Source organism: Streptomyces sp. NPDC051582, from assembly GCF_040681715.1.
Lineage (GTDB): Bacteria > Actinomycetota > Actinomycetes > Streptomycetales > Streptomycetaceae > Streptomyces.
This window is the reverse complement of the sequence record NZ_JBFAZJ010000004.1, coordinates 177,215-196,879: the sequence shown is the minus strand read 5'-3', so window position 1 is coordinate 196,879 and position 19,665 is coordinate 177,215. Positions and strand designations below refer to the sequence as shown.

Here is a 19,665-nt window from a genome sequence, read left to right as displayed (position 1 = left end):
TTCTACAGTGACGGGATGGGCTTTGATCCGTGGGACGCCGCGTTCGTCGCCGATCCTTATCCCGCCTACCGCGAATTGCGGGAGCAGGGACGGGCACTGTGGTGGGAGGCCACCGGGCAGTGGCTCGTACCGCACTACGCCGACGTGAGCGCGCTGCTGCGCGACCGCAGGCTCGGGCGGACCTACCTGCACCGTTTCTCGCACGAGGAGTTCGGCCGCGAGGCACCGCCCCCGGGGCACGAACCCTTCCATGTCCTCAACGACAACGGCCTGTTGGACCTGGAGGATCCCGCCCACGCGCGCGTACGGCGGCTGGTGTCCAAGGCGTTCACCCCGCGCACCGTCGAGCAGCTCGCGCCCGCCGTGGACCGGATGGCCCGGGATCTGGTCGGGCGGCTCCTCGCCGACGGGGGCGGGGACCTGCTCACCGTCGTGGCCGAGCCGCTGCCCGTGGCGATGATCGCCGAGCTGCTCGGGGTGCCGGAATCGGACCGGGCCCTGCTGCGGCCCTGGTCGGCCGACATCTGCGGGATGTACGAGCTCCGCCCGGACGAGGAGACCGCGCGGCGGGCGGTCCGGGCGAGCGAGGAGTTCAGCGCCTACCTGCGCGGGCTGATCGCGGAGCGGCGCAAGGAGCCCGGCGAGGATCTGATCTCCGGTCTGATCGCCGCCCACGACGACGAGGGCCGGCTCAGCGAGCAGGAAATGATCTCCACCTGCGTCCTCCTGCTCAACGCCGGCCACGAGGCCACCGTGAACACCACCGTCAACGGCTGGTGGGCCCTCTTCCGCCACCCCGAACAGCTCGCCTCGCTCGATTCCGAAAAGTTGTCCACAGCTGTGGATGAACTGATGCGCTACGACACGCCCCTCCAGCTGTTCGAGCGCTGGGTGCTCGACGACCTCCGGGTCGGCGACACCGTCATCCCGCGCGGAGCCGAGGTCGCGCTGCTCTTCGGGTCCGCGAACCGGGACCCCGCCCGCTTCGAGCGGCCCGACGCCCTGGACCTCGTACGGGCCGACAATCCGCACCTCAGCTTCGGCGCCGGCATCCACTACTGCCTGGGCGCACCGCTCGCGCGCCGGGAACTGACCGCCTCGTTCGGGGCCCTGCTGGCAGACGGCGTCCCGCCCCTGAAGCTCGTACGGGAGCCTCGGTGGCGGGACGGGTACGTCATCCGCGGTCTGGACGAACTCCTCGTGGAGTTCTGACAGTTCGGGTCGATTGCTACGCGACCAGGTCGCGGCGGCGCAGTGCCGCCAGGCCGGCCGCCAACAGGGCCGCCGCCAGCGCGGTCAGCACCAGCAGCGGGGCCCGGTCCAGGGCGTCGGCACCCGGCAGCTTGGGCAGGTGGGCGAAGGGCGAGAGGTTCAAGGCGGCCTGCGGGAGGTTCAGCGCCGGGCCGATCCACCCCAGCGTGAGCGCGCCGCCGGCCACCGCCCAGGCGGCCACCGCGTACCGCGGGGCGGCTCCGTGCAGGAGTGCGGCGAGGGCTCCGATCACCCAGACCGCCGGGAGCTGGGCGAGCGTGGCGCCCACCGCCGCCCCCACCCCCTCGCCGTGCCCGATCCCCAGGCCCAGCCCCGCCAGCAGCAGGATCAGCGCCGAGCCGCCGAACGCCACCGCGAGATGGCCTCCGGCCCAGCGCACCCGGCCGACCGCGTGTCCGAGCAGCGGCTCGGCGCGCTGCCCCGACTCCTCGGCGCTCAGCCGCAGCACCGCCGAGACGATGTAGAGGGCGGCGATCATGCCGAGCATCCCGGCCATCGTCGCGAGGAAGGCGTCCGCGATCCCGCTCTGCCCGCCCATCCGCTCGATGATCTCGCGGGTCCGCTCGTTGTCGCCGACCAGCTGCGTGGCCCCGTCCGTCATCCCGCCGAAGACCACCCCGGCCGCGAGGAACGCCAGGCTCCACCCGATCAGGCTGCCCCGCTGGAGCCGCCAGGCCAGCGCCCCCGCCCCGGCGAGCCGGCCCTGCGCCGGGCCCGGCCGGGCCGGCAGGAAGCTCATGCCGACGTCACGGCGGCCGGCCAGCGCGTACGCCGCCGCCACCTGCACCGCCACGGCCGCCGCGAACAGGCCGAACACCCACCAGCGTTCGCCCGCGAAGGCCCGTACGTGCTCCAGCCAGCCCAGCGGCGACACCCAGGTCAGCGCGCTCGAACCCCCGGCGCTCCCGGCGTCCCCGGCGGCGCGCAGCACGAAGGCCGCGCCGATCAGGGCTCCCGTGAGCCCCTTCGCGAGCCGGGCGCTCTCGGTGAGCTGCGCCGCGATGGCGGCCAGGGCCGCGAAGAGCATTCCGGTGGCGGCGATGCCGAGCCCGAGGGCCGGCGCGCCTCCCGCCCCGCGCCCGGCGAGCCCGGCCGTCACCAGGAGCGCGGCCGCGCCGTTGGCCGTCAGGGCCGCGAGCAGGGCGGCCGTCAGTGGCGCCCGGCGGCCCACCATCGCGGCGCAGATCATCTCCTGACGGCCCGTCTCCTCCTCCTCGCGGGTGTGCCGGACCACGATGACCAGGCTCATGATCCCGGCGAGCACCCCGGCGAAAATCCCCCCGCGCCAGGCGGTCAGGGCGCCGATGGAATCGCCGAAGGCCGGCCCGTACAGGGCGCGCAGCGAGCCGTTGGTGTTCATCGTCGTGAGCAGCCGGGTTCGTTCGGCGGCCGTCCCGTACACCGACTCCAGCGAGGCGGGCAGGCTGAGCACCAGCATCGCCACGATCATGATCCAGACCGGAATCATCACGCGGTCGCGGCGCAGCGCGAGGCGCAGCAGCGTTCCGGTGCCGGCCAGTTGGTTCTTCATCGGGACGCGCCCGCCTTCACGCCGCCGTCGACGCCACCCCCGTGGACGTCTTCCGCGTAGTGCCTCAGGAAGAGCTCCTCCAGCGTCGGCGGTGTCGAGGTGAGCGAGCGCACCCCGGAGTCGGCGAGCGAGCGCAGTACGGCGTCCAGCTTGTCCGTGTCGGCCTGGAGACGGATCTTCAGCCCCCGCACCTCCACGTCGTGCACGCCCGGCAGGTGCGCGATGCCGTTCGGCGGTCCGGCGAGCTCGGCGCTGATCGAGGTGCGCGTGAGGTGGCGCAGGTCGGCCAGCGTGCCCGTCTCCACCGTGCGGCCCTTGCGGATGATGCTGACCCGGTCGCAGAGGGTCTCGACCTCGCTCAGGATGTGCGAGCTGAGCAGCACGGTCCGCCCGGCGGCGCGCGCCTCGGCGACGCAGCCCTGGAAGACCCCCTCCATCAGCGGGTCCAGCCCGGAGGTGGGCTCGTCGAGGATGAGCAGCTCGGCGTCGGAGGAGAAGGCGGCGACGAGCGCGACCTTCTGCCGGTTGCCCTTGGAGTACGTACGCCCCTTTTTGGTGGGGTCCAGCTCGAACCGCGCGATCAGCTCGGCGCGCCGGGCCCGGTCCAGTCCCCCGCGCAGCCGTCCGTAGAGGTCGATGACCTCGCCGCCGGAGAGGTTGCGCCACAGGGTGACGTCGCCGGGGACGTAGGCGACGCGGCGGTGCAGCTCCACGGCCTCGGCCCAGGGGTCGCCGCCGAGCAGCTCGGCGGTTCCGGAGTCGGCGCGCAGCAGGCCCAGCAGGACGCGGATGGTGGTCGACTTGCCGGAGCCGTTGGGGCCGAGGAAGCCGTGGACCTCGCCGGTGGCGACCGAGAGGTCGAGGCCGTCCAGTGCGTGGGTGCGGCCGAACGCCTTGTGGAGTCCGGCGACACTGATTGCCTTCGTCATGATTCTGAACGTACGCTACTTTCACAAACTTGTGAAGCTCGGGAAACGTATAAAGTCGGGAAGGTGGCGGACGACATGAACACCCAGGCACCTGACGTACGGAGCGACGAGGCCGCGGTCTCCCGCTTCGTGGAACGGTTCGCCGCTCAGCTGACCGAAGCGGGAATGCAGCGGATGGCCTCGCGGGTCTTCGCGCAGCTGCTCGCGAGCGACAGCGGGTCGATGACCTCGGCGGAGCTGAGCGAAGCGCTCCGGATCAGCCCGGCCGCCGTGTCGGGGGCGGTGGCGTACCTGACGCAGGTGACCATGGTCAGCCGGGAGCGGGAGCCGGGCTCCCGGCGGGACCGGTACGTCCTGCACAACGAGCTCTGGTACGAGACGTTCACCCGGCGGGACCAGGTGCTGGCCCTCTTCGAGAAGACCCTCCGCGACGGCGCGGCCGGAGTCGGCACGGACACCCCGGCGGGCACGCGCATGGCGGAGACGGCGGCGTTCTTCGAGTTCCTGCAGGGCGAGATGCACGCCATGATGGACCGCTGGCGGGCCCACCGGGCCACCCTGGACCTGCCGAACCCGTAGCCCGTGCAACCCGCAACCCGCGGCCTGCGGCCCGCGGCCCGTAACCCGCATCGCCGCACAGGCAGTACCGCCGCTACCCCCTCGGCACCGTCAGCGACCAGGCCCCCGGTCGGAGCGTCCACGTACGGCGCCGGACCGGGCCCGCCACCAGCGCGTCCGCCCGGTAGCGGAAGTCCGAACCGGACACCGTCACCGAGGCCGCGTTCACCCGCAGCGAGGAGCCGCCCGCCAGCCGGAGCGTCACCTCCGCCACCGCGCCGGAGGACGACACCGGCACCACCCGCAGGTCCTCCACCGCCCGGTCCACGTCCACCAGCAGCTGCCCGTCCGCCTCCACGCGCAGCCGGTGCCCCACCCGGGCCCCCGAGGGGACCAGCGTCCGCACCAGCGAGCGGTACGCGCTCCACACCGACGGCCCGGGCGGCCGCGCCGCCGCCCGGACGGGTGGGATCCGCAGGTCCCCGAGCACCACCCCGTCGCTGTCGTCCACCAGCAGGTCCCGCGTCCGTACGGCCCCGTCCAGCACCGACCGCGCCGCCGCCACCGCCGACAGCGGGACACCGAGGGAGCGCGCCAGTCCCAGCGACCCCACCTGCCCCACCGGAATCAGCGAAACGGCACCGTCCCCGAGCCCTCGCTCCCGGTACAGCAGTCCCACGGCCCGGACCAGCGCCCGGTCGTCGCCCACGATCACCGGCTGCCGATGGCCCCGGCGGGCGAGGGCCCGCGCAAATTCCTCCTGCGAGTCCGGGAGGCAAATTTTCGCCGCGGCTCCCGCCGACAGAACATCCTTCGCGATCCGCACGGACTCGCCGTCAAGACGGCGGGCGACCGGGTCGACGAGCACGAGCAGGCCGCCTACCGGCGCGCCCGCATGGCTCATGGTGGGCTCTGGAGCCGACACCTCGGTCCTTCCTCGGGTAGCATCTTTGTGCAAGAGGCCCTTGCGCTATTGCGCCAGGGCCTTCGTCTATTCCGGGGTACCGGTCCGACGGCTCAGCCTGCGGTGTACATCGTCGTACGCCCCCTGACCTTGGACATGCCCCATCCGGAAGAGGTGTACGCCTGTGCCCGCTCTTGTGCTGCTCGGAGCTCAGTGGGGTGACGAGGGTAAGGGAAAGGCCACCGACCTGCTCGGTGGATCAGTTGATTATGTGGTGCGCTACCAGGGCGGCAACAACGCCGGCCACACGGTCGTCGTAGGCGACCAGAAGTACGCGCTGCACCTTCTCCCTTCCGGCATCCTCTCCCCCGGATGCACCCCGGTCATCGGCAACGGCGTCGTCGTCGACCCGGCCGTCCTGCTCTCCGAGCTGCGCGGCCTGAACGAGCGCGGCATCGACACCTCCAAGCTGCTCATCAGCGGCAACGCGCACCTGATCACGCCGTACAACGTCACCCTCGACAAGGTCGGCGAGCGCTTCCTCGGCAAGCGCAAGATCGGTACGACCGGCCGCGGCATCGGTCCGACGTACGCGGACAAGATCAACCGCATCGGCATCCGCGTCCAGGACCTGTACGACGAGTCGATCCTCATCCAGAAGGTCGAAGCGGCGCTGGAGGGCAAGAACCAGCTCCTGGCCAAGCTCTACAACCGCCGCGCCATCGAGGCCGGCGCGATCGTGGAGGAGATGCTCCAGTACGCGGAGCAGATCAAGCCGTACGTCGCCGACACCACCCTGATCCTCAACAACGCGCTCGACGAGGACAAGGTCGTGCTCTTCGAGGGCGGCCAGGGCACCCTGCTCGACGTCGACCACGGCACGTACCCCTTCGTCACCTCCTCGAACCCGACCGCCGGCGGCGCCTGCACCGGCACCGGCGTGGGCCCGACGAAGATCAGCCGCGTCATCGGCATCCTGAAGGCGTACACGACCCGCGTCGGCGCCGGCCCGTTCCCGACCGAGCTGTTCGACCAGGACGGCGAGGACCTGCGCCGCATCGGCGGCGAGCGCGGCGTGACCACCGGCCGCGACCGCCGCTGCGGCTGGTTCGACGCGCCGATCGCCCGTTACGCCACCCGCGTGAACGGTCTGACGGACTTCTTCCTCACCAAGCTGGACGTGCTGACCGGCTGGGAGCAGATCCCGGTCTGCGTCGCGTACGAGATCGACGGCAAGCGCGTCGAGGAGCTGCCGTACTCGCAGACGGACTTCCACCACGCGAAGCCGATCTACGAAAACCTGCCCGGCTGGTCCGAGGACATCACCAAGGCCAAGACGTTCTCGGACCTCCCGAAGAACGCCCAGGCGTACGTGAAGGCCCTGGAGGAGATGTCGGGCGCCCCGATCTCCGCGATCGGCGTCGGCCCCGGCCGCACCGAGACGATCGAGATCAACTCGTTCCTCTAGGAGCCACCGAGTGAAAGGGGCGGCGCGCCGTGTGGCGCACCGCCCCTTTCCCGTACCGCCCTGCCGGTCGGTCACCTGGACCCTCAGTGCCCGCGGGCGCTACCAGGCGAGCTGCGAGATCTCCTCGGCCACCACCGCGCAGGCGTCGGCCGCCGGGTCGATGAGCGGGAAGTGACCGACCCCGTCCAGCAGGGTCAGGCCCACGGTCTCCCCGGCCTTGGCCGCCGCGGCCACGTACGACTCCGCCACCGACGCCGGGACCACGACGTCCTCCCGGCCGTGGACCACGGCCGTCGCGATCCCGGTCGGCAGCAGCACCGCCGGGTCCGCGAACGGCAGGCGCTCCGCCCACGGGTCGGCGCCGCCCAGCAGCTGCGCGGACGCGCCCCCGCACACGCCCAGCTCCTCCGCGGCCACGAAGTCCGCGATGGGGGCCAGCGCGACGACGCCGCGCAGCATCGGCGGGGCGGGCAGCCGCCAGGCTGCCGGAGAACCGGGCGGCAGGACGTGCCGGGCCGATGCCCACAGCGCGAGGTGGCCGCCCGCGGAATGGCCGGTGATGACCGTACGGCGCGGGTCGGCCTGCGGGAGGTGGGCCCGGGCGAGCAACGGGAGCGCGTCCATCGCGGCGGCGACGTCGTCGAACGTCTCGGGCCAGCGGCCGGCCACGTGGCCCCCGGCGTTCTGGCGCGGCAGGGAACTTCCGCGCCGGTACTCCACGTTGGCGACCGCGAAGCCCCGGCGGGCCAGGAAGTCCGCGAGGGGGGTGACGTGGTGGCGGTCGTAGGGGGCGCGCCAGGCGCCGCCGTGCAGGAGCACGACCAACGGGGCCGTGCCCGCCGCGGCCCCACCCCGCGGGGCGTAGAAGTCGATCACCTGGTCGGGATGGTCCCCGTACGACCCGGTCGCGTCCGGGGCGACCGGTGGATGGGCGAAGGCCGAGGCGGCCTCCGCGGCGTCCCGTTCGACTGCGGGGTCCGTCATCGGCTCAACCTCTCGGTAACGCGTGGGACTGGTGTTCCGGCAGAGCGGGACCGTATCAGGCCGGAACAGGGGCGTCGGCGGAGGGCGGGCGGCCGTGGCCGGGATGTACGGGGGCGGACGGAGCCGAAGCCCCGCCCGCCCGTTGCCGTGACGTTTCGCCCCTACATCACCCGAAAATGTGACCCAGTGTCCGGGCAGCACGCTCCGCGTCGGCGAATCCCACGTAGAGCGGGGTGAAACCGAAGCGCAGGACGTCGGGTGCGCGGAAGTCCCCGATCACGCCGCGGGAGATCAGGTCGTCCATGACCGCGCGGGCGTTCTCGGTGCGCAGCGAGACCTGGCTGCCGCGCCGCTCGTGCTCGGCCGGGGTGACCGACTCGACCTTGCCGGCCGGGACGTACGCGGCCACGCACTCCAGGAAGAAATCGGTCAGGGCGAGGGACTTGGCCCGTACGGCCTCCACCGAGACCCCGTCCCAGGCGTCGAGCGCCGCTTCCAGGGCCAGCATGGACAGGATGTCCGGGGTGCCGACCCGGCCGCGGAGCGCACCGGCCGCCGGGGTGTAGTCCGGGGTCATGGCGAAGGGCTCCGCGTGACCGTTCCAGCCGGGGAGCGGCGAGTCGAAGGCCCCCTGGTGGCGTGCGGCGACGTAGAGGTACGCCGGGGAACCGGGTCCGCCGTTGAGGTACTTGTACGTACAGCCGACCGCGAGGTCGACGCCGTGCTCGTCGAGGCCGACGGGCAGGGCGCCGGCCGAGTGGCACAGGTCCCAGACGGTGACGGCCCCGGCGGCGCGGGCCGCCGCCGTGAGGACCGGGAGGTCGTGGAGGCGGCCGCTGCGGTAGTCGACGTGGTTGAGGAGGACGACGGCGGTGTCCTCGTCCATCGCCCCGGCCGCGTCGGAGGGGTCGACCGGTATGACGGTCAGGCCGGTCATCCGGGCGGCCGACTCGGCGATGTAGCCGTCGGTGGGGAAGGTGGAGGCGTCGACCAGCATCCGCGTGCGGCCCGGGCGGGCCAGGCGGGCGGCGCCGACCAGGGCCTTGAACAGGTTGACGCTGGTGGAGTCGCCGACCACCGTCTGGCCCGGGGCGGCGCCGATGAGCGGGGAGAGCTTGTCGCCGATCCGCTCGGGGGCGGTCCACCAGGTGCCGGTGGACCAGGACTGGATGAGCTCCGTGCCCCACTCGTGCGTGATGACCTGGGCGAGGCGGGCGGCGACGCCGGTCGTCAGGGCGCCCAGGGAGTTGCCGTCCAGGTAGACGACCCCGTCGGGGAGCGTGAATCGGTCGCGGAGCTTGCCGAGCTCGTCCGCGGTGTCGAGGGCGGCGGCGCGGGCCGCGAGGTCCGCCGGGAACCTCCCGTTCGCGTCAGACATGGCTGCGGGCCGTCCAGAGCTCCGGGAACACGTTCTTCGTGGCGCGCTTCTCCAGCCACGTCACGCCGGCCGAGCCGCCCGTGCCGGTCTTGGCTCCCATCGCGCGGCGGGTGGCGACCAGGTGGTCGTTGCGCCAGCGCCAGACGAGCTCCGCGACGTCCGTGAGGATCTCGCCGAGGCGGTGCAGGTCGTGCTGGGCACCGGGGTCCGCGTACAGGGCGGTCCAGACGGCCTCGACCTCGGGTGAGGGCTCGTACCGCCGCGAGAGGTCGCGGTCCAGGACCGCCTCCGGGACGGCCAGGCCGCGGCGGGCCAGCAGGCGCAGGACCTCGTCGTACAGGCTGGGCTCCTGGAGGGCCTTCTCCAGCTCCGCGTGGACGCGGGGTGCGCCGCGGTGCGGGACGAGCATCGAGGCCGACTTGTCGCCGAGCAGGAACTCCATGCGGCGGTACATCGCCGACTGGAAGCCGGATCCCTCGCCGAGGGCGGCGCGGTAGGAGTTGAACTGGCCCGGGGTGAGCTGGGCGAGCGGGCGCCAGGAGGCGTTGAGCGCCTCCAGTTCGCGCAGGGACCGCTTCAGCGCGTCCATCGCGACGGGGATGTCGTCCTCGCGGAGGGCCTTCGCGGCCGTCTCCCATTCGTGGACGATGACCGTGAACCACAGCTCCATGACCTGGGTCGTCACCAGGAAGACCATCTCGCCCGGGTCGTCCGAGCGGGGGTGCTGGAGGTGGGTGAGGACGTCCGCCTGGACGTAGTCCTCGTACGGGGTCGTGCCGGCGAAGTCGAGGTTCGGGGTGTCCGAACCGGCTCCGGAGGCATCAAGGGTGTTCGACATCGCTGTCTCCTCGACACGTGCTTCCGGGTAGCGGTCCGCCCCTTCCGATGGGTGAGTGGAGCCCCGGTCCCCTGCTCGCATCATAGGACCGGTTGGCGAATTCCCTCTATTGGGGTGTGACCGGCGTCACAGGTGTTTTTCGGACACTACGGCACGCCGCGACCCCGCGCCCGGGGTCCCGGCGTGCCGTATGCGGCTCAGGCGCCGAGCACGTCCGCCGCCGTCTCGGAGGAATCGCGCAGGAAGGTCGAGCAGCGCTCGTACTCCTCCTTCTCGCCGATCGCCCCGGCCGCGCGGGAGAGGGCGTGCAGGGCGCGCAGGAAGCCGCGGTTGGGCTCGTGCTCCCACGGCACCGGGCCGTGTCCCTTCCAGCCGGCGCGGCGCAGCGCGTCGAGGCCGCGGTGGTAGCCCGTACGGGCGTAGGCGTACGACTCGACGGTGCGGCCGGCGGCGAACGCCTCGTCGGCGAGGACCGCCCAGGCGAGGGAGGAGGTCGGGTGCGCGGCGGCCACCTCGACGGCAGGGGTGCCCGCGGCGATGGCCTCGCGGCCCGGCTCGTCGGGGAGGTGGGTGGGGGCGGGGCCCCCGAGCAGGTTCTGGTGAATGGACATGCCCCAAGTCTGGGGTATCGGGGCCGTGCTGCGGCGAAGGGCCCGGTCCGCCGTCTCGCGACGGTGGACCGGGCCCTTCGGTCGTGCGGGTCCGGCGGGTGCTACTTCAGCTTCGTGCCCGTCGAGCGCAGGTTCGCGCACGCCTCGGTGACGCGCTTGGCCATGCCCGCCTCGGCGAGCTTGCCCCAGGTGCGCGGGTCGTAGGTGGACTTCTTGCCGACCTCGCCGTCGACCTTCAGGACACCGTCGTAGTTGCGGAACATGTGGTCCGCGACCGGGCGGGTGAAGGCGTACTGGGTGTCGGTGTCGAGGTTCATCTTCACGACGCCGTTCTCCAGCGCGGTGGCGATCTCCTGCTCGGAGGAGCCGGAGCCGCCGTGGAAGACGAAGTCGAACGGGCTGGTCTTGCCGTACTTCTCGCCGACACCCTGCTGGAGGTCCTTCAGCAGCTCGGGACGCAGGACGACGTTGCCCGGCTTGTAGACGCCGTGCACGTTGCCGAAGGAGGCGGCCAGCAGGTAGCGGCCCTTCTCGCCCAGACCCAGGGCCTCGGCGGTGCGGATCGCGTCGTCGACGGTGGTGTACAGCTCGTCGTTGATCTCGTGGGTGACGCCGTCCTCCTCGCCGCCGGTCGGGGTGATCTCGACCTCAAGGATGATCTTCGCGGCGGCGGCCTTGGCGAGCAGCTCCCGGCCGATGGCCAGGTTGTCGGCCAGGGTCTCGGCGGAACCGTCCCACATGTGCGACTGGAAGAGCGGGTTCAGGCCACGGGCCACGCGCTCGGCGGAGACCTCAAGGAGCGGGCGGACGTAGCCGTCCAGCTTGTCCTTGGGGCAGTGGTCCGTGTGCAGCGCGACGGTGACGTCGTACTTCGCGGCGACGATGTGCGCGAACTCGGCCAGGGCGACCGCGCCGGTGACCATGTCCTTGTTGTACTGGCCACCCAGGAACTCCGCACCACCGGTGGAGATCTGGATGATGCCGTCGCTCTCGGCCTCCGCGAAGCCGCGCAGTGCAGCGTGCAGGGTCTGGGTCGAGGTCACGTTGATCGCCGGGTAGGCAAACTTGCCTGCCTTCGCCCGGTCGAGCATCTCGTTGTAGACCTCGGGGGTTGCGATGGGCATCTGTCCGCTCCTTGGATGTGCGGGGAGTGTGCGATTGCTGGCCCTGACCTGGGGGCGACGTAACCGTCGGGCTCATCTTTCCAGACTCCGCGCGACACTCCACCCGTGCCGGGTGGACCGTTTCACGTGAAACACTCCGCCCGGCCGGGAAAGAGCAGGTCAGGACCTGTGCCCGGAGTGCCGGGGACCTAAGTCACCAGTTCTCCGGGGGTCAGCATGCGAGACCGGACAAGATCGAATGCGACCGGGCGGGACCGCCCCGGGCGCGTGATCGCCCGGTCCGGGCTCAGCCCAGGTCGAGATCGGCGAGCCGGTAGCCGGTGAGGTACGGCAGGCCCGCCTCGGCGATGGCGTCCGCGGCGCCGCGGTCCACGATCGTGGCGACGGCGACGACCTCGCCGCCGGCCTCACGGACGGCCTCGACGGCGGTGAGCGGGGAGCCGCCGGTGGTCGAGGTGTCCTCGACCACCAGGCAGCGCTTGCCCTTCACATCGGTGCCCTCGATACGGCGCTGCATGCCGTGGGCCTTCTGCGCCTTGCGGACGACGAACGCGTCGAGGCGCTCACCGCGCGCGGCGGACGCGTGGAGCATCGAGGTCGCGACCGGGTCGGCGCCCAGGGTCAGACCGCCGACGCAGTCGAACTCCAGGTCGGCGGTGAGGTCGAGCATGACCTGACCGACCATCGGGGCGGCCTCGCCGTCGAGGGTGATGCGGCGGAGGTCGATGTAGTAGTCGGCCTCCTTGCCGGAGGAGAGGATCACCTTGCCGTGCACGACGGCCTTGTCCTTGATCTGCTGCAGAAGCGCATCGCGTACGTCAGTCATGACCCCGAGCTTAAAGGCGCGCTAGCCGAGCCGGCGCCAGGTCCACGTCGTGGAGATCTCCAGCGGGTCGACCGGCGTGACCAGGCGCGGGAGGCTGTTCAGACCGTTCGGCGGACCCGACTGCGGCTCCACGCAGACGGCTTCGGGCTGCTCGTCGTAGATGACCACCCATTCCTCGCGGCTGCGGACCTTGAGCTCCAGCGTCCCGGGCCAGGTGAGGGTGACGTCCACGCCGTGCGGCATGCCGAAGCAGTCGTCCCAGGGGCCGGGCTTGGGGTCGAGGCGGTGCCCGGTGGGGATGTGGTCGGCGTCCCGCTCCTCCTGCCACGCGGCCTCGAAGTCGAGCCGCACGTCCTCGCCGGTGCCGAGGTCACGGCGGAACCACGGGTGCCAGCCGGCCTGGGCCGGGAAGGAGTCGCCGTACGTCTCGACACCCATGGAGAGCGTCAGGCTCTCGGCCGTCAGCTCGACGGTCTGCGTGACCCGGCCGGCCCAGGGCCACGGGTCGGCGAGGTCGTAGACGAAGGCCGCATCGGTGTCGCCGTGGCGGACCTTGCGCCACGGGTGGTCGCGGCCGATGCCGTGGATGGCGTGCGGCGGGTGGTTGAGCGGGAGCTGATGGAGGACGCCGCCGTCCCGGAACCGCCCTTCCGCGGTCCGCCCGCACCACGGCACCATGGGGAACGAGCCGAAGTGCGCCCCTTGGCGCAGCAGCTCCGTGCCGTCGATGCGCAGGCTGCTGATCCGGCAGCCGTCCTCCTGGTCGACGGTCACCTCGGCGCCGCCCGCGCTCAGTTGGGTACTCATGCACCCGACTCTAACCAGGGGTCAGCGGCGGCGGCGCAGGGCTCGGCCGACGACGACCGCCGAGGCCAGCGCGAGGGCGGCCGCCGGGGCGATCCAGCGCAGGTTCGCGCCGGCGCCGGAGGACGCGGGGGCCGGCACCGGGGCGTAGCGGCCGCGCGGGGGTGCGTGGTCCACCTCCTCGGCGCTGCGGCCGATCATGGTGCGGCGGGCGTGGGCGGCCTCGGCCGGGGGCTGCGCGGCGGCGGCGAACTCGTCGACGTCCCCGATGTCGCCGATCTCCCCGATCCGGTCGAGCTCCGGGAGGCCCTCGAAGTCCCCGTCCATGAAGGGCTCCAAGGACGGGGGCGGCACCTCGGTGTCGAAGACGGACGCGGTGACCTGATCGGTGACACCGCCGTCTTCCCCGTCCGGGTCGCCGTCCTCGGCGGCCTTGGCCTCTTCGGCTTCTTCCGCCTCGGCGATGACGTCGGTCACCGGCTCCCCCGCTCCTGCGGCGGCCAGCGCCACGAGCTGCTCGGCGGCCCGTTCCAGGAGCCGGCGGACGGCGGTGGCGGTGGCCTCCGGCGGAAAGGCGGCGGCGCGCCCGTCGGCGGTGCCCTCGGCGGTGAACTCCAGCCGCGTCCCGTCGTCGGCCGGTGCCAGCAGGAGCCCGAGGACCAGCTTGACGGCGCCGCTGCCGCGGATCTCCGTGCCCTCTCCGGCCACCGTGAAGCGGTCCGGATCCCGCTCGGTGACGGTCAGGGTGCCGCGGTAGGTGACGGTGTGCCCGCCGACCCGGAGTTTGAGGCGGCCCGACACGGGCCCGGACGCCGCGTCGGCGTCCTGCTGGAGCCCGGGTACGCAGCGGGCCACCCGGGCGGGGTCGCGCAGCACGGCGCGGAGGTCGTCTGCCGGTACCGGAACGAACACCTGATGCTCCATGTGGTCGAGCCTACCGAGGGGAGGCCCCCGCGTACCCGGTCCGGCGCTCACGAATGGCCGGTCGTTGCGAATCTCCGGTGCTTACGAATACCTCGGATGCGGCAGCGTCGACGGTGGCAGGCCCGCCACCCGGGTCCGCTCCGCGTCGCGCGCGGCGTCGTGCAGGGACTGCGTGGACAGCGAGCGCGGCCACGGCGCGTCCCGGTCGACGCGCAGCTCGGGGACCCGCTCCCGGCCGGCCAGGACGAAGCCCCAGTCCTGCGGCGGCGCGTCGGAGGTGCCGGGGGTGCGGTCGGGGCCGGCGGCGAAGCCGGAGAGCCGGCCGCCCGCGCTGTAGGGCGCGGTGCGCAGGCCTGCCGCGCGCAGGGTGGCTTCGACCGTCCAGTACGTACGCGGGCGCGTGGCCAGCGGTCCCGCGTGCACGGCCAGGCGCCCGCCGGGCCGCAGGGCCCGCGCGGCGAGCCCGTAGAACTCCTGCGAGTACAGCTTCGTGCTGGGGGTGATGCCCGGGTCGGGGAGGTCGGAGACGATGACGTCGTACTGCTCCCGGGCGGCGGGCCCGCGCAGCCAGTGGAACGCGTCCTGCGTGACGACCCCGAGGCGCGGATCCTCGTACGCCCTGCCGTTGAGCGCGGACAGCATCGGGTCGGTGCGGGCGAGGCGGACCACGCCGGGGTCGAGCTCGACGACGGTGACGGAGGTGACGTCCCGGTAGCGCAGCACCTCGCGGGCGGCGAGCCCGTCGCCGCCGCCGAGGACGAGGACCCGGGCGTGCGGGCCGGTCATGGCGGGGTGCACGAGGGCCTCGTGGTAGCGGTACTCGTCGTAGCCGCTGACCCGCAGCCGGCCGTCGAGGAACAGGTCGAGGGAGCGCGGGGAGCCGGTGGCGGGGCCGGTCAGGACGAGCTCCTGTACGCCGGTCTGCCGGGCGACGCGGACCTCGCCGCCGTAGACGGCACGGCGGGCCACCCGTTCGAAGTCGTCGGCGAGGACGGTCGCGCAGGCGAGGACGGCGAGCACGGTGAGGTGCGCGGTGATCAGCAGCCAGCGTGAGCGGCGGCTCAGGTCGCGGCGGAACAGCCACAGGACCAGACCCGCGCCGACGACCGCGTTGACGGTGCCGGTGAGCATGGCGCCGGTGAGCTGGCCGAGCAGCGGCAGCAGCAGGAAGGGAAAGGCCAGACCGCCGACGAGCGCGCCCACGTAGTCGGCGGCGAACAGGTCGGCGACCGCGCCGCCCGCGTCCTGTCTGCGGATGCGCTGGATGAGGACCATCAGCAGCGGGATCTCGGCGCCGATGAGCACGCCGATCGCGAAGGAGAAGGCCACGAGCGCGGGTCGCGATTCGCCGAGCCAGGCGAAGCTGGCGTACAGCGCCATCGCGGAGAGCCCGCCCAGCAGGGCGAGGCCCGCCTCGATGGCGGCGAATCCGAAGGCGGGCCGTCTGCGCAGCCGTTTGGCCAGCAGGGAGCCGACGCCCATCGCGAAGACCATGACGGACAGCACGACGGACGCCTGCGTGACGGAGTCGCCGATGAGGTAGGAGCCCAGGGCGAGCAGCTCCAGCTCGTACACGAGGCCGCAGGCGGCACAGATGAACACGGTGGCCAGGACGAGGAGTCGGCCGGTCCGGGGCCGTACGGGCAGGGCGGCCGGGTGGGTCGCCACGCCCCGCGGCTCCGGAGCCGGGAGCACCCGGCGCGGGACGGAACGGTCGATCATGCAGCGAACCGTACGTCACCGCCCACTCACATCCCGTCACCCACATGGGTGCAAGTGGCGTACGGTTCCAGCCGGTTGGCGTAACCGTGTGGGGTCGCCCGCGGCGCCCGCGCCCCCCGGATGGACCAGCCCGGTCCCGCACTACCGTGCGGCGGACTCCAGGGCTCCGGCCGGTGCGCCCGCGCGCACGCCGACCCTCGTACGAGTGGCCACCAACTGGCCTTCCTGCGGGTACGCGTGCCAGGTCCGCCAGCGCACCTGGCCCTCGTGGCGCTGCGCGAGCATCGCGGTGAAGGCGTACGGGCTGCCGGGAAAGGTTCCGGCCAATCCGTTCGGGTGATCCGCGACCAGCGCCAGCAGCTCCTGGGCCCGCCCCGCGAAGGAGCCCTGCGACAGGTTCTCCACCCGCGCGGCGAACTCGTAGTCCCAGTCACCCATCCGCTTGGCCACTCCGAGCGGCAGCGGCGTACGGCTGCCGGGCATGCAGGCGACCGTCTCCGAGCAGAGCACCCCACCCTCCTCCAGGAGCACCTGGTGAGAGGCGCCCAGGAGGCGCAACTCAACCTTCGCACCCGCCAGTTCGAGGTTCAGTACGGCCAGGGCGGGCAGCCGGTCCCGACCCAGGGCCCAGGCGAGATCGGCGGCACGCGTGTCGGTGTAGGTGGTCTGGAGGGTCGTGAGCATGAGTCGGCTCCGCAAACGCGCGAGGGAGATGGGCCGGGGCCCGCCAGCGGTAGTCAACGGGTGGGGGGACACCGGCACGGGTCCACAGGGAGTCCAGGGAGGTCCGAGGACTGGTCTACTCAACCGAGGGAATCATGAAAGGCACGGCACTCACAGCGTTTTTACCCAACTTGGTTGGGTTTACATCCCCCCGGGGGCTACACAGTTCACGTGTTCAACCCCATGCGTCACACGCGCCTGACGACAGCCGCCCCGGGTCAGCTAGAACCGCAGCCTCCGCCGCCGCAGGAGGAGGACGATCCGCCGCAGGACGAGGAGGAGCCGCAGGAAGAGCCGCTGCTCCCGCATCCCCCGCCGGAATCGCCCCCGCCGGCCCACCAGGAGGAGCCGGAACCCGAGCCGGAACCCGAGCCCGAGCCGGCATCGGCACCGGTCCACGCCCGGACCACCTTCCGGACCAGGGCCACGAACAACACGACGACCAGCGCGGCGAAAACCCAACCGATGACAGACATGAGCCGAACCCCCGTTCATCGCCCGGTTCCCCGGGTGTGAAGGGGAGATGCCCCCGGGCCACCCGCGCCAAAGCACACTTGAGCAAGTCCAGAGGTTCCCCCCAGGATGGCGCCCATGAGCGCACCCGTGGGCGGCAGCCGCCCCCTCCTGAACCGCCGCCTGGCCTCCTTCGGCACGACGATCTTCGCGGAGATGTCCGCCCTGGCCACCCGCACCGGGTCGATCAACCTCGGCCAGGGCTTCCCCGACACGGACGGCCCCGCCGAGATCGCCGAAGCCGCCTCCCGCGCCGTCCTGACGGGCCTGGGCAACCAGTACCCGCCGGGCCCCGGCATCCCGGAGCTGCGCACCGCGATCGCCGGGCACCAGCAGCGGTTCTACGGGCTCCCGTACGACCCGGACACGGAGGTCCTGGTCACCGCGGGCGCGACGGAGGCCATCGCCGCCTCCCTCCTCGCCCTGCTCGAACCGGGAGACGAGGTCATCGCCCTGGAGCCGTACTACGACTCGTACGCGGCCTGCATCGCGATGGCCGGCGCCACCCGCGTCCCGGTCACCCTGCGCCCGCACGCCGGTGCGTTCGCCCTCGACCTCGACGAGCTGCGCGCCGCGGTCACCCCGCGCACGCGCCTGCTCCTGCTGAACACCCCGCACAACCCGACGGGCACGGTCCTGACCCCGGCCGAGCTCGCGGCGGTCGCGGAGCTGGCGGTCGAGCGCGACCTGCTCGTCGTCACCGACGAGGTCTACGAGCACCTCGTCTTCGAGGGCACGCACCTCCCGCTGGCCTCCCTGCCCGGCATGCGCGAGCGCACGGTGACCATCTCCAGCAGCGGCAAGACGTTCTCGTTCACGGGCTGGAAGGTCGGCTGGATCACCGCCCCGCCCGAGCTCGTCTCGGCGGTCCGCTCCGCGAAGCAGTTCCTGACGTACGTCTCCTCGGGCCCCTTCCAGTACGCCATCGCCGAGGCCCTGCGGCTGCCCGACGCCTACTACGAGGGCTTCCGGGCCGACCTCGCCGCCAAGCGCGACATCCTCGCCGACGGCCTCGCGGCGGCCGGCTTCGAGGTCTTCCGCCCGCAGGGCACGTACTTCATCACCACGGACATCACCCCGCTCGGCGAGAAGGACGGGCTCGCCTTCTGCCGCGCCCTGCCCGAACGCTGCGGGGTCGTCGCCATCCCGAACCAGGTCTTCTACGACGACCGGGCCGCGGGCGCCACCCAGGTCCGCTGGGCCTTCTGCAAGAAGACCGAGGTCCTCGAAGAGGCCGCGGCCCGGCTGCGACGGCTCTGATCCCGGCGGCGGGTGCGAGTTCACCGGAGGTTCCAGGGGGATTCACACCCACCGGAACCCGGTGAGCTTTAGGGTGCCCGAGGCCCTCCTCGTGCGGACGGGCGTCGGACGTCCACACGCAGCGCGGAAAGACGGGGTTCATGGCGGCGACGGGCAGTGTGTCGGTTTCCGTGCGGCCGCAGGCGCTCCGGACCGGCGGGGTGAGCGCGGCCCTCGTCGCGCTCGGGGTGTTCACCGCCGTCCGGGCCGGCGGGGCGGTGGTGCTCGCCGTCGGGGCGTGGTGGGCCGGGCGGAGCCCCGTGCGGGTGCTCGGGTACTCCTGGGACTCCGTCTGGTACCTCGGCCTCGCCGTGCACGGCTACGGCCGCACCCAGATGTGGGCCTCGACCGGGCTCGTCCAGAGCGACTACGCCTTCTTCCCGCTGTACCCGCTGCTGGTGCGGATGGCCGGAGGCACCCCCTGGGCCGGGCTGCTGGTGGCCTGGACCGCCGCCGCGGTGGCCGCAGCCGGGGTGTACCGGGTCGGGGAGCTGGTGCTCGGGCGGCGCGCCGGGGTGCTGCTGGTGGCGCTGTGGGCGGCGACCCCGCACTCCGTGGTGCTGACCCTCGCCTACACCGAGCCGCTGCTGGCCGCGCTGGGGGCCTGGGCCCTGTACGCCGTACTGCGCCGGCGCTGGCTGTGGGCCGCGGGCCTGGCGGTGTTCGCCGGGCTGACCCGGCCGACCGGCATCGCCGTCGCCGCCGCCGTGTCCGCCGCCGCACTGCACGCGCTGCTCGTGCGCCGGTCCCGCGCGCCCGAGGTGTGGGCGGCCGCGCTGCTGGCCCCGGCGGGCTGGGCCGCGTACGTCCTCGCCGTCGGGATACGCACCGGAGAGCCGGCCGGCTACTTCACCGTGCAGCGGCGCTGGGGCTCCCGCTTCGACTTCGGCTCGTACACGACGGACAGCATCTGGCGGGTGCTGACGGGCGGGCACGTACCGCTCGCCACGGTCGTGACCGTGGTGGTCCTGACCGTCGCCGGGTTCCTGGCGGTGCTCCTGCTGCTGGACCGGATGCCGCCGGCGCTGCTCGTGTACACCGCCGTCCTGCTGCTGATCACCTATGGCGGGGCCGGCTACTTCGAGTCGAAGCCGCGCTTCCTGCTGCCCGCGTTCCCGCTGCTGCTGCCGGTCGCGGCCGCAATGGCGCGAGCCCGGCCGCGCTCCGCGGTCATGGTGACCGCGGGGCTGGCCGGGCTCTCGTACGGCTACGGGCTGTACCTGTTGCTGGTCGCCCGCGTACCGCTGTGACCGGGGG

At 72.6% G+C, this 19,665-nt stretch carries 19 protein-coding genes; 5 read left to right on the top strand and 14 right to left on the bottom strand.

The genetic code is table 11. The features are described from left to right. The first annotated feature begins 15 nt into the window (after positions 1-15). Positions 16-1,212, top strand: coding sequence for a cytochrome P450 (locus AB0M92_RS08565; RefSeq protein ID WP_366101327.1), 1,197 nt, complete (start codon positions 16-18; stop codon positions 1,210-1,212). A gap of 16 nt (positions 1,213-1,228) precedes the next feature. Here the strand turns inward: AB0M92_RS08565 and AB0M92_RS08560 are convergent, their stop codons facing one another. Together AB0M92_RS08560 and AB0M92_RS08555 are read right to left on the bottom strand one after the other, a co-directional pair. Further along, the gene (locus tag AB0M92_RS08560; protein ID WP_366101326.1) at positions 1,229-2,803 is read right to left on the bottom strand and encodes an ABC transporter permease; all 1,575 of its coding nucleotides are present in this window, start codon (positions 2,801-2,803) and stop codon (positions 1,229-1,231) included. Continuing rightward, positions 2,800-3,732: an ABC transporter ATP-binding protein gene (locus AB0M92_RS08555; protein WP_366101325.1), complete on the bottom strand. Its 933-nt coding sequence runs from the start codon at positions 3,730-3,732 to the stop codon at positions 2,800-2,802. Before AB0M92_RS08555 ends, AB0M92_RS08560 begins: the two co-directional genes overlap by 4 nt. A 75-nt stretch (positions 3,733-3,807) precedes the next feature. Between AB0M92_RS08555 and AB0M92_RS08550 the strand changes: the two genes are divergently transcribed. After that, on the top strand, positions 3,808-4,311 hold the full coding sequence (locus AB0M92_RS08550) for a MarR family transcriptional regulator (protein ID WP_366101421.1): 504 nt from the start codon (positions 3,808-3,810) through the stop codon (positions 4,309-4,311). A gap of 73 nt (positions 4,312-4,384) precedes the next feature. On the opposite strand, the gene AB0M92_RS08545 is transcribed toward AB0M92_RS08550, so the two are convergent. Then, complete coding sequence (locus AB0M92_RS08545) at positions 4,385-5,194, bottom strand: diacylglycerol kinase (protein WP_366101420.1); 810 nt, start codon at positions 5,192-5,194, stop codon at positions 4,385-4,387. Positions 5,195-5,378: 184 nt separating this feature from the next. Here AB0M92_RS08545 and AB0M92_RS08540 point away from each other — a divergent pair, with 184 nt between their 5' ends. Then, entirely contained in the window at positions 5,379-6,662 is a 1,284-nt protein-coding gene (locus AB0M92_RS08540) for an adenylosuccinate synthase (protein WP_366101324.1), read from the top strand. Positions 6,663-6,761: 99 nt separating this feature from the next. Here AB0M92_RS08540 and AB0M92_RS08535 read toward each other — a convergent pair whose 3' ends face one another. The 11 genes from AB0M92_RS08535 to AB0M92_RS08485 form a co-directional block, all read right to left on the bottom strand. Next, complete coding sequence (locus tag AB0M92_RS08535; protein WP_366101323.1) at positions 6,762-7,646, bottom strand: alpha/beta hydrolase; 885 nt, start codon at positions 7,644-7,646, stop codon at positions 6,762-6,764. 166 nt (positions 7,647-7,812) lie between these two features. Then, positions 7,813-9,024 (bottom strand): kynureninase, encoded by a 1,212-nt coding sequence (gene kynU / locus AB0M92_RS08530; RefSeq protein WP_366101322.1) that lies wholly within the window; start codon positions 9,022-9,024, stop codon positions 7,813-7,815. Next, a complete protein-coding gene (locus AB0M92_RS08525) occupies positions 9,017-9,862 on the bottom strand; it encodes a tryptophan 2,3-dioxygenase family protein (protein ID WP_366101321.1) in 846 nt (281 codons plus the stop codon). The genes kynU and AB0M92_RS08525 overlap by 8 nt, the downstream gene beginning before the upstream one ends. A gap of 197 nt (positions 9,863-10,059) precedes the next feature. Further along, positions 10,060-10,473 carry a DUF3151 domain-containing protein gene (locus AB0M92_RS08520; protein ID WP_229337660.1) on the bottom strand — a complete coding sequence of 138 codons (414 nt, stop codon included), beginning with the start codon at positions 10,471-10,473 and terminating at the stop codon, positions 10,060-10,062. Positions 10,474-10,574: 101 nt separating this feature from the next. Beyond that, complete coding sequence (gene fbaA / locus AB0M92_RS08515) at positions 10,575-11,597, bottom strand: class II fructose-bisphosphate aldolase (protein ID WP_366101320.1); 1,023 nt, start codon at positions 11,595-11,597, stop codon at positions 10,575-10,577. Between the two features lie 286 nt (positions 11,598-11,883). Next, positions 11,884-12,423 (bottom strand): orotate phosphoribosyltransferase, encoded by a 540-nt coding sequence (pyrE, locus tag AB0M92_RS08510; protein WP_366101319.1) that lies wholly within the window; start codon positions 12,421-12,423, stop codon positions 11,884-11,886. A 21-nt stretch (positions 12,424-12,444) separates the two neighbouring features. Beyond that, positions 12,445-13,230 carry an aldose 1-epimerase gene (locus AB0M92_RS08505; protein ID WP_366101318.1) on the bottom strand — a complete coding sequence of 262 codons (786 nt, stop codon included), beginning with the start codon at positions 13,228-13,230 and terminating at the stop codon, positions 12,445-12,447. Between the two features lie 21 nt (positions 13,231-13,251). Next, entirely contained in the window at positions 13,252-14,151 is a 900-nt protein-coding gene (locus AB0M92_RS08500) for an SRPBCC domain-containing protein (RefSeq protein WP_366101317.1), read from the bottom strand. 81 nt (positions 14,152-14,232) lie between these two features. Continuing rightward, positions 14,233-15,873 (bottom strand): polyamine aminopropyltransferase, encoded by a 1,641-nt coding sequence (locus AB0M92_RS08495; protein ID WP_366101316.1) that lies wholly within the window; start codon positions 15,871-15,873, stop codon positions 14,233-14,235. Between the two features lie 141 nt (positions 15,874-16,014). Beyond that, on the bottom strand, positions 16,015-16,557 hold the full coding sequence (locus AB0M92_RS08490) for a DUF2617 family protein (protein WP_366101315.1): 543 nt from the start codon (positions 16,555-16,557) through the stop codon (positions 16,015-16,017). Between the two features lie 261 nt (positions 16,558-16,818). Continuing rightward, entirely contained in the window at positions 16,819-16,995 is a 177-nt protein-coding gene (locus AB0M92_RS08485; RefSeq protein ID WP_366101314.1) for a hypothetical protein, read from the bottom strand. A gap of 183 nt (positions 16,996-17,178) precedes the next feature. Between AB0M92_RS08485 and AB0M92_RS08480 the strand changes: the two genes are divergently transcribed. Together AB0M92_RS08480 and AB0M92_RS08475 are read left to right on the top strand one after the other, a co-directional pair. Then, positions 17,179-18,369 carry a pyridoxal phosphate-dependent aminotransferase gene (locus AB0M92_RS08480; RefSeq protein ID WP_366101313.1) on the top strand — a complete coding sequence of 397 codons (1,191 nt, stop codon included), beginning with the start codon at positions 17,179-17,181 and terminating at the stop codon, positions 18,367-18,369. Between the two features lie 140 nt (positions 18,370-18,509). Beyond that, a complete protein-coding gene (locus AB0M92_RS08475) occupies positions 18,510-19,658 on the top strand; it encodes a hypothetical protein (protein ID WP_366101312.1) in 1,149 nt (382 codons plus the stop codon). Positions 19,659-19,665 lie beyond the last annotated feature (7 nt).

What these genes read in the sequence shown, in the direction of transcription:
- AB0M92_RS08565 (WP_366101327.1), top strand. Translation starts at nt 16, where the DNA reads ATGGGCTTTGATCCGTGGGACGCCGCGTTCGTCGCCGATCCTTATCCC.
- AB0M92_RS08560 (WP_366101326.1), bottom strand. Translation starts at nt 2,803, where the DNA reads ATGAAGAACCAACTGGCCGGCACCGGAACGCTGCTGCGCCTCGCGCTG.
- AB0M92_RS08555 (WP_366101325.1), bottom strand. Translation starts at nt 3,732, where the DNA reads ATGACGAAGGCAATCAGTGTCGCCGGACTCCACAAGGCGTTCGGCCGC.
- AB0M92_RS08550 (WP_366101421.1), top strand. Translation starts at nt 3,808, where the DNA reads ATGAACACCCAGGCACCTGACGTACGGAGCGACGAGGCCGCGGTCTCC.
- AB0M92_RS08545 (WP_366101420.1), bottom strand. Translation starts at nt 5,194, where the DNA reads ATGAGCCATGCGGGCGCGCCGGTAGGCGGCCTGCTCGTGCTCGTCGAC.
- AB0M92_RS08535 (WP_366101323.1), bottom strand. Translation starts at nt 7,646, where the DNA reads ATGACGGACCCCGCAGTCGAACGGGACGCCGCGGAGGCCGCCTCGGCC.
- kynU (WP_366101322.1), bottom strand. Translation starts at nt 9,024, where the DNA reads ATGTCTGACGCGAACGGGAGGTTCCCGGCGGACCTCGCGGCCCGCGCC.
- AB0M92_RS08525 (WP_366101321.1), bottom strand. Translation starts at nt 9,862, where the DNA reads ATGTCGAACACCCTTGATGCCTCCGGAGCCGGTTCGGACACCCCGAAC.
- AB0M92_RS08520 (WP_229337660.1), bottom strand. Translation starts at nt 10,473, where the DNA reads ATGTCCATTCACCAGAACCTGCTCGGGGGCCCCGCCCCCACCCACCTC.
- fbaA (WP_366101320.1), bottom strand. Translation starts at nt 11,597, where the DNA reads ATGCCCATCGCAACCCCCGAGGTCTACAACGAGATGCTCGACCGGGCG.
- pyrE (WP_366101319.1), bottom strand. Translation starts at nt 12,423, where the DNA reads ATGACTGACGTACGCGATGCGCTTCTGCAGCAGATCAAGGACAAGGCC.
- AB0M92_RS08505 (WP_366101318.1), bottom strand. Translation starts at nt 13,230, where the DNA reads ATGAGTACCCAACTGAGCGCGGGCGGCGCCGAGGTGACCGTCGACCAG.
- AB0M92_RS08500 (WP_366101317.1), bottom strand. Translation starts at nt 14,151, where the DNA reads ATGGAGCATCAGGTGTTCGTTCCGGTACCGGCAGACGACCTCCGCGCC.
- AB0M92_RS08495 (WP_366101316.1), bottom strand. Translation starts at nt 15,873, where the DNA reads ATGATCGACCGTTCCGTCCCGCGCCGGGTGCTCCCGGCTCCGGAGCCG.
- AB0M92_RS08490 (WP_366101315.1), bottom strand. Translation starts at nt 16,557, where the DNA reads ATGCTCACGACCCTCCAGACCACCTACACCGACACGCGTGCCGCCGAT.
- AB0M92_RS08480 (WP_366101313.1), top strand. Translation starts at nt 17,179, where the DNA reads ATGGCGCCCATGAGCGCACCCGTGGGCGGCAGCCGCCCCCTCCTGAAC.
- AB0M92_RS08475 (WP_366101312.1), top strand. Translation starts at nt 18,510, where the DNA reads ATGGCGGCGACGGGCAGTGTGTCGGTTTCCGTGCGGCCGCAGGCGCTC.